The following is a 2,041-nucleotide window of genomic DNA, read 5'->3' as shown; positions in this document are numbered from 1 at the left end:
GGGCTCCACCACCGCATCTGCTCCAAAGCCACACGCTTCACAAAGCTTACTAGCCCTTGATAAAGGACTTGTAAACACCGCATCATAGCGCTCCACGGAGAGTCGCTTCCGCACCTCTGCCGCTTCTGCTTCAAAGGTCTCCGCCACCTCTATATCACTCGCTCCATAGCAGATATCCCCCGATATCTTGAGCGAGGTGTGGCGCGTCCAGTCTACCCTTAGCACTAGTACTCCTCCCCCTCGTAATTCTTTCCGCGTCGTTTCTTGCGATGGTCTTTCCGCCCCTTACGTAGCTCCTTACTCTTAGGGTTGTCGAGATAAGATGGATCATCCTGCATTCCCTTTCCATACCGCTCCCCGGTCCTCTGCTCAGCAGCCTCCCTTGCAAACTTCCGGAAGAGCCCCTTTAGCGGGATCATCACATCATCGAGCGACACCTCATCGTCCGCTCCTGCTTTATCCCCTATTCCCGACAAAGCACCATTGACCTTCACACGTCCCTCACGGATCAAGTCCTCCGCCTCTTTTCGCGTATACTCGTGGTATTCGCTTATAATACGACTAACGCGTACCTCCATACTTTTCTACAATTGTCTCGTAAGACTACTTATCAATACAGTTCAAACAAAAAAGCTCCCTACTCCCTATATCTCATTCTCCCCCTTTTCAAAAATAGAGACAACCATCGCCTCAGCTGTCTTCCTAGGATCCTCAGCTGGAGAGAGATAAATCAATTCAAAGCCCCTCCGATCCAACCCTCTAGCCCAGGTCATCTGTCGTTTGGCAAATTGATGGATCGCCACCTCCAGCCCCCTATGCATCTCCTCCCAATTTCGCTCACCAAGCAGATACTCCGTCACATAGCGGTATTCCAAGCCATAGCCCAAGAGCACCTCCTTAGGCACCCGAGCCAAAAGCCCCTCCACCTCCTCCACTAGACCCGACTTAAGGCGTGCCTCGAGTCGAGCTGAAATTCTCGCCCTCCGCAACTCTCTACTAGGGTCAAGGCAAAAGATAGGACCCCGCAGAGGCTTACGGGTGCTACTATCCGAAGCCGGCAGAGTAGCACCTGCCTCCCTTAGCTCTATAGCACGCACCAGTCTCCGAGGATTCACCCCCTCCCCTTCATCTAGCTCCTCGCTCTCCAGCATCTCAGCACCACCCAAAGTCTTTAATCGCGCCCTTAGCTCCTCCACAGATAGCTGCTCCAGCTCCGCCCGAAGTGCTTTATTGGGTGGCACCTCCGAGAGTCGATACCCACCATAAAGGGCAGAGATATAGAGCCCCGTGCCACCGCACAAGATCTTAGGTTGCTCCTTAGGTAGCTCATCATACGCCTTATCAAAGTCCTGTAGATAACGGTGCAGATCATACCGCTCCCCCGCCTCTGCCACATCAATCAGCCGATACGGCACCTCATAGCCATCTGCCAGGCGATACTCCGCAAGATCCTTTCCCGTGCCAATATCCATGCCACGATACACCTGGCGTGAGTCGGCACTCAGTACCACCCCACCCAGCATCTCTGCCAACTGACACGCTACCGCTGTTTTGCCACAAGCGGTAGGACCATAAATTGTCACAATATCTACCCCCACAGGCAGAGCTTTCATCACTTCTTAAGCAAAGGCGAAGGGTAGACCCCCTTCTTGGTCAATTGCTCTAGTTTGGCTACCACATCAGGCCGATCGGCCGCATAGGTAACTCCAAACCACGTGGCGGAAGTATCCAATACCTTGCAGCTAGCTATTCCACGCTTCACGAGGTCATTCACCACCGTAGGGATATAAAACTCTCCCTTCTCGCTATGCAAGTTGGCCTCCAAGAAGTGGATAAAGGCCTCCTCGGAGTAATCAAAATACTCAGGGGTAAAGCCCCACATATTCATTGAGACTGGAGTCTGCTCCTCTAGCACCACTCGGCGCCCCGACTCATCCTGAAAGGCGATCTCCCCTTGTTCATCACGTGCAATAGAGGTCCGCTCCACTACTTCTGTGAGCAAACCTTCGTGATCCACTTCGCAAACACCTCTTGCTACTGT

Annotated in this window: 3 protein-coding genes and 1 pseudogene; all 4 read right to left on the bottom strand. The window is 52.9% G+C overall.

Translation table 11 applies throughout. The features are described from left to right. The coding region (locus QVO39_RS08225) for a histidine phosphatase family protein (protein WP_288171946.1) at positions 1-225 on the bottom strand (225 nt) is incomplete at its 3' end. Next, positions 225-578: a S4 domain-containing protein gene (locus QVO39_RS08220; protein WP_018028458.1), complete on the bottom strand. Its 354-nt coding sequence runs from the start codon at positions 576-578 to the stop codon at positions 225-227. The genes QVO39_RS08220 and QVO39_RS08225, both read right to left, overlap by 1 nt. A gap of 66 nt (positions 579-644) precedes the next feature. Beyond that, a complete protein-coding gene (locus tag QVO39_RS08215) occupies positions 645-1,613 on the bottom strand; it encodes a tRNA (adenosine(37)-N6)-dimethylallyltransferase (protein WP_021903766.1) in 969 nt (322 codons plus the stop codon). After that, a pseudogene (locus tag QVO39_RS08210) lies at positions 1,613-2,041 on the bottom strand (nucleotidyltransferase); the annotation flags it as partial. The pseudogene QVO39_RS08210 and the gene QVO39_RS08215, both read right to left, overlap by 1 nt.

The sequence above is a fragment of the Porphyromonas sp. CAG:1061 genome, from assembly GCF_000435035.1.
GTDB lineage: Bacteria > Bacteroidota > Bacteroidia > Bacteroidales > Porphyromonadaceae > Porphyromonas_A > Porphyromonas_A somerae.
The sequence above is the reverse complement of the archived record's forward strand: the minus strand, read 5'-3'. Positions and strand labels throughout refer to the sequence as shown.

Coding starts and splice junctions, on each gene's coding strand:
- QVO39_RS08220 (WP_018028458.1), bottom strand. CDS start 578: ATGGAGGTACGCGTTAGTCGTATTATAAGCGAATACCACGAGTATACG.
- QVO39_RS08215 (WP_021903766.1), bottom strand. CDS start 1,613: ATGAAAGCTCTGCCTGTGGGGGTAGATATTGTGACAATTTATGGTCCT.